Origin of the sequence: Reyranella soli (genome assembly GCF_007992495.1) — a bacterium.
In the GTDB taxonomy this organism is placed as follows: Bacteria; Pseudomonadota; Alphaproteobacteria; order Reyranellales; family Reyranellaceae; genus Reyranella; species Reyranella soli.
In genome coordinates this window covers 1-5,537 of record NZ_BKAJ01000079.1, presented here as the reverse complement: position 1 = coordinate 5,537, position 5,537 = coordinate 1, and the positions used below count along the sequence as shown (strand labels likewise).

General features: G+C 67.5%; 6 protein-coding genes. All 6 read left to right on the top strand.

Features of this window, described 5'->3' with window-relative positions:
• Positions 1-66: 66 nt before the first annotated feature.
• From RSO01_RS22935 to RSO01_RS22910, 6 genes are read left to right on the top strand one after another with little or no spacing between them, the layout of a single operon-like run.
• Positions 67-1,119 (top strand): ABC transporter substrate-binding protein, encoded by a 1,053-nt coding sequence (locus RSO01_RS22935; RefSeq protein ID WP_147151792.1) that lies wholly within the window; start codon positions 67-69, stop codon positions 1,117-1,119.
• 9 nt (positions 1,120-1,128) lie between these two features.
• Entirely contained in the window at positions 1,129-2,196 is a 1,068-nt protein-coding gene (locus tag RSO01_RS22930; protein WP_147151791.1) for an ABC transporter ATP-binding protein, read from the top strand.
• Entirely contained in the window at positions 2,193-3,023 is an 831-nt protein-coding gene (locus RSO01_RS22925; protein WP_147151790.1) for an ABC transporter permease, read from the top strand. Before RSO01_RS22930 ends, RSO01_RS22925 begins: the two co-directional genes overlap by 4 nt.
• Complete coding sequence (locus RSO01_RS22920; RefSeq protein WP_246158691.1) at positions 3,020-3,820, top strand: ABC transporter permease; 801 nt, start codon at positions 3,020-3,022, stop codon at positions 3,818-3,820. The genes RSO01_RS22925 and RSO01_RS22920 overlap by 4 nt, the downstream gene beginning before the upstream one ends.
• Positions 3,821-3,841: 21 nt before the next feature.
• Positions 3,842-4,591, top strand: a complete 750-nt coding sequence (locus RSO01_RS22915; RefSeq protein WP_147151789.1) for an aspartate/glutamate racemase family protein — start codon at positions 3,842-3,844, stop codon at positions 4,589-4,591.
• Positions 4,581-5,465, top strand: coding sequence for a polysaccharide deacetylase family protein (locus tag RSO01_RS22910; RefSeq protein ID WP_246158688.1), 885 nt, complete (start codon positions 4,581-4,583; stop codon positions 5,463-5,465). Before RSO01_RS22915 ends, RSO01_RS22910 begins: the two co-directional genes overlap by 11 nt.
• Positions 5,466-5,537 lie beyond the last annotated feature (72 nt).

The following is a 5,537-nucleotide window of genomic DNA, read 5'->3' as shown; positions in this document are numbered from 1 at the left end:
GGCCCGCCGTCCGGCAAGAGCATAGGCACGGTCCTTGCTTCCTTGGGCTTCCGAAGGGGAAGCCATATGAAAAAGCCTCACACCATCGCCCTCAACCGCCGCACGATCCTCGCCGCCGCCGGTGCTGCCACCGCCGCCCTTGCCGCGCCGCGCATCCTGCGCGCGCAGGGCAAGGAACTCGTGGTCGGGGGTGCAGCCAGCCACAAGACCTTCGTCGAGACCATCATCGCGCCGGTGGTCGAGAAGAAGTACGGCTGCAAGATCGTCTACGAGGGCACGCGTTCGCTGGTGAACCTCGAGAAGATGCAGAAGAACAAGGACAAGCAGTATCTCTCGGTCGTCCAGATGGACGATCCCGTCATGATCCCCGCCGTCGCCGAGGGCCTGCTGGAGAAGATCACGGCGGCCAAGGTGCCGAACATCGCCGCCCTGAAACCCGGCACCGTCCATATGGACGGCATGTGGGTGAACTACCTGCAGCCCTGGCTCGGCATCGCCTACAACCCCAACGCCATGAAGACGGCCCCGACCTCGTGGGCCGACGCCTACGATCCCAAGTACAAGGGCCGCGTGATCCTGCCGTCGCTGCAGAACACCGAGGGGCTGGCCAACCTGTTCATGGCGGCCTTCCTCGCCACCGGCAAGCCAATGCCCGAGGCGCAGAAGGACATCGACGCCGCGTTCAAGAAGCTCGTGACGATCAAGCCCAACCTGCTGACGGCCTACACGCAGATGCCGCAGGCCTACAATCTCCTTGAGCAGGGCGAGGGCTTCATGATCTCGAGCGCGATCTCGCAGGTGGCGCTGGAGCGCAAGCAGGCCGGCGCACCGGTCGACATCGCCGTGCCCAAGGAAGGCATCTTCGCCATGCCGTCGGGCGTGGCACTGGTGAAGGGCGGCCCGCAACCCGAGCTCGCCGCCGCCTACATCAACGAGATGATCGGGCCGGAGGTGCAGGCCAAGCTTTCCTCCGTCACCTTCTCGCTGCCGACCAACAAGGACACGCCGGTGCCCGCCGGCATGCCGACCAACGCCACCATGTTCGGCGTCGACTGGCAGTTCGTCGCCGACAACCGCGCCGACTGGGTGAAGCGCTGGGACCGCGACATGGCGATGTAGTCGGCGGCCGTGGCTTTCGACCCGTTTCTGGACGTTTCCCGCGCCGAGAAGTCCTTCGGCGCCGCCACGGTGCTGGGCGGCGTCGATCTGAAAGTCGCCGCCGGTGAGTTCGTCTCCCTGCTCGGCCCCTCGGGCTGCGGCAAGACCACTCTGCTGCGCATCATTGCCGGACTCCTCTCGGCCGATCGCGGCAGCGTGCGGCTGGACGGCGAGGACATCACCGCAAGGCCGCCGCACCGGCGCGATGTCGGCGTGGTCTTCCAGAACTATGCCCTGTTCCCCCATCTCAGCGTCGCCGAGAACGTCGCTTTCGGCCTGAAGGCGAGGCGACGCGCGGCCGGCGACATCGCGCCCACGGTCAAACGCTTTCTCGAGCTGGTGCATCTCACCGACTTTGCCGATCGCTCGGTGCGCGCCCTGTCGGGCGGCCAGCAGCAGCGCGTCGCCGTCGCCCGCGCGCTCGCCGTGCGGCCCAAGCTGCTGCTGCTAGACGAGCCCTTCTCCGCCCTCGACCGCAAGCTGCGCGAGACCATGCAGATCGAGCTGCGCCGCCTGCTGCGCGAGCTCGGCACCACGGCCGTGTTCGTCACCCACGACCAGGACGAAGCGCTCACCATGTCGGACCGAATCGCGGTGATGAACCGCGGTGCGATCGAGCAGCTCTCCACGCCGGAGATGATCTATCGAATGCCCGCGACGGCTTTCGTCCTGGAATTCGTCGGCCTGTCATCGCGGCTGACCGGCAAGGTCGTCGGCACCACCGATCGCGGCGTGCTCGCGGTCGATACCTCGGTCGGCCGGTTATACGGCCGCGGCAGCTTCGTTACCGGCAGCGACGTCGTGGTCGCGGTGCGGCCCGAGCGCATCATCATCGATCAGCCCGGCGACAACCAGGTGCGCGCCGAGCTGCGCGACGCGGTCTTCCAGGGCTCGAAGGTCCAGCTGCATTTCGCCAGCGCCGATGCCGACCGGCTGCTGGTCGAGACCGCCGATCTGCCGGGCGGGCTGCCCGCGCCCGGAACGACGATGCAGCTCGCCTGGTCGCGCGGCGACACCCTGATCTATCCCGCGCCATGAAGGCCTGGCGCGATCCGGTGGCGCTGCTCGCCCTGCCGGCAGTGCTCTATCTGCTGGTCGTCTACGCCTATCCGCTGCTCTGGCTGCTGATGAAGAGCTTCAGCGGCCCCGCCGGCCTGACGCTGCAGCCCTACGTCGCCTTCATGAGCGACCCGTTCAACTGGCGCGTCATCGGCAACACGCTACGCGTCGCGGCGTGGGTCACCGTGGTCTGCTTCATCATCGGCTATCCGGCCGCCTTCGCGCTCGCCCGCGCCGGGGCCGTGCTGCAGATCGTCATGCTGGTCTCGATCATCCTGCCGCTGTCGATCGGCGCGGTGGTCAAGGCCTTCGCCTGGCAGATCGTGCTGCGCCGCGACGGTGTCGTCACCCAGCTCATGATGGGGCTCGGCCTGTGGGACGAGCCGCAACGGCTGCTGTTCACCGAGACCGGCCTGGTGCTGGGCGCCGCCAACATCTTCCTGCCCTTCATGATCCTGCCGATTTACTCCGTGGTGAAGCTGATCGACCCCCGGCTGAGCGAGGCCGGCGCCACCCTGGGCGCCACGCCGATCTACCGCTTCACGCATGTGACCCTGCCGCTCACCCTGCCGGGCGTCGTCTCCGGCGTCGCCTTCGTCTTCTCGCTCAGCGTCTCGATGTTCGTCATTCCCTCGCTGCTGATCGGCGATCGCTTCCAGACGCTGTCGACGCTGACCGGCCGCTCCTTCCTGCTGATGCGCAACGAGCAGCTGGGCTCGACCACGGCCGTCATCCTGCTGGCGCTGGCCGTCGCCATCGTCGTCGGCTCGACCTGGCTCGCCCGACGGCTCGGAGGCAACTCGTGACGGGTATCGAGCGCGCGACGCGCTATTTCACCTGGGTCATCGCGGCCTTCAGCGTGGTGTTCCTGATGACACCGCTGGTCGTCACCATTGCGGTATCCTTCGGCTCGTCGACCGTCTTCACCCTGCCGCCGCCCGACTGGTCGCTGCGCTGGTACGAGCGATTGGCGAACACGCGCGGCCTTCTGCCGGCGCTGATCACCTCCCTTCAGGTCGCGGCGATCTCGACCGCTGTGGCCATGGCGCTGGGCACGCTCTGCGCCATCGCCCTGGTGCGCGGCCGCTTCCCCGGGCGCGAGGCGATCTCGACCTTCCTGGTGTCGCCGCTGATGCTGCCCGGCTTGGTGATCGGCATCGCCATGCTGCAGGGCTTCAAGGCGATGGGCCTGCGCGACATCTACGCCAGCCTGCTGGTGGCGCACGTGGTCATCACCTTGCCCTATGTCGTGCGCACCGTCGTGGGCGCGCTCAGCCTGTTCGACTTCTCGCTGATCGATGCCGCCCGCACGCTCGGCTGCAACTATCCGCAGGCGCTCTTGCGCGTGCTGGTGCCGGCACTGGCGCCGGCCTTCCTGACCTCCGGCATGTTCGCCTTCCTGGCCTCGATGGATAACTACCCGATCTCGATCTTCTTCACCGACGCCTGGACCAAGACGCTGCCCATCCAAATGCTGCAATATGTCGAGGAGCGGCCCGATCCCACCATCGCCGCCATCTCGGCGGGACTGGTGCTGCTGGCGGTCGTGGCGCTGGTGATCGGCGACCGGCTGGTCGGACTGCGCAAGCTCGCGGACTTCTAGAACTGGGCTAGACTTCGCCGCATGAAAATCCTGGTCGCCAATCCCAACACCTCCACGGGCGTCACCGACCGGCTGGTCGCCGCCGGCAAGATGGTCGCGAGCCCCGGCACCGAGCTGCTGCCGATGACGGCGTCGTACGGCGTGCCCTACATCGCCACCCGGGCCGAAGCCGCCATCGGCTCGGCCGCCGCCCTCGACATGCTGGCGGAACGGCGTGGCACGATGGATGCCGCGATCATTGCCGCGTTCGGCGATCCGGGCCTGGGCGGCGCGCGCGAGCTGTTCGACTTCCCGGTGGTCGGCATGGCCGAGGCCGCGATGCTGATGGCCTGCACGCTCGGCCGGCGCTTCGGCATCGTGAGCTTCTCGCGCTCGCTCGAGCCATGGTTCGCCGAGATCGTCGCCTGGCACGGCATGACCGGCCGCTGCGCCGCCATCCGCACCCTCGACGAAGGTTTCAAGTCGATCGACGATGTGCAGGAGGAAAAGGAGGCCGTGCTGATCGACCTCGCCCTGCGCACCGTCACCAACGACGCGGCTGATGTCGTCATCCTGGCCGGCGCTCCGCTCGCCGGGCTCGCCAACAAGATCCGTGATCGCGTGCCGGTGCCGCTTGTCGACGGCATCCAGGCCGCGGTGGTCATGGCCGAGGGGCTGGTGCGCATGAAGCCGCGCAAGGCAACGGCTGGCACCTATCGCCGTCCAGGGCCGAAGGACTCCAAAGGCCTGTCGGCAGCCCTTGCGAACGTGATTGCGCACCGTGACTCGTGACCTGAAAGGCTACGGCCGCACGCCGCCCCACGCGCATTGGCCGCATGGTGCGCGCGTCGCCGTCTCCTTCGTCCTCAACTTCGAGGAAGGCGCGGAGATGTCCCTCTCCGCCGGCGACGCCTTCAACGAAAAGGTCTACGAGGTGACCGACGAGATCTCCGGCGTCGCCGACCGCTGCATGGAATCGCACTTCGAGTACGGCACCAAGGCCGCCTGGTGGAGGATCGCCGATGCCTTGGAGCGGCTTGGCGTGCATGCCACGGTCAGCACCTGCGGCAAGGCGGCGGAACTCTCGCCCTGGCTGATCGAGGACGCGGTGAAGCGCGGCCATGAGATCTCCTGCCACGGCTGGCGCTGGGAGAGGCATGCGCACATGCAGGAGGCCGACGAGCGGGAGGCGATCGCCCGCGCGGTGCGGGTACTGACCGGGATCGCCGGCACGCGGCCGGTCGGCTGGCACACGCGCTCGACGCCGTCGCCCAACACGCGCCGCCTGCTGGTCGAGGAAGGCGGCTTCCTCTACGACAGCGACGACTATTCCGACGACCTGCCGTTCTTTGTCGATGTTTCAGGCAGGCGGCACCTGGTGCTGCCCTACAGCTTCGACACCAACGACATGCACTATCACCAGGGCTTTCACCGCTTCGTGACGGCGCGCGACTTCGCCGAGTACTCGACCGACGCCTTCGACACGCTGTGGGCCGAGGGCGAGCAGGCGCCCAAGATGATGTCGATCGGTCTCCACCTGCGCATGATCGGCCGCCCCGGCCGCATCGCTGCCCTGGATCGCATCGTATCGCACATGAAGAAGAAAGGCGGGGCCTGGTTCGCGACACGCCGCCAGATCGCGGAGCATTGGTTGGCAAGGTTCTAATCTTACCGGAGCGCGGACCTCCAGGTCCGCTCATGGTCTTCGTCTTCCGGACCGCGCGCATCCTGCGCGCTC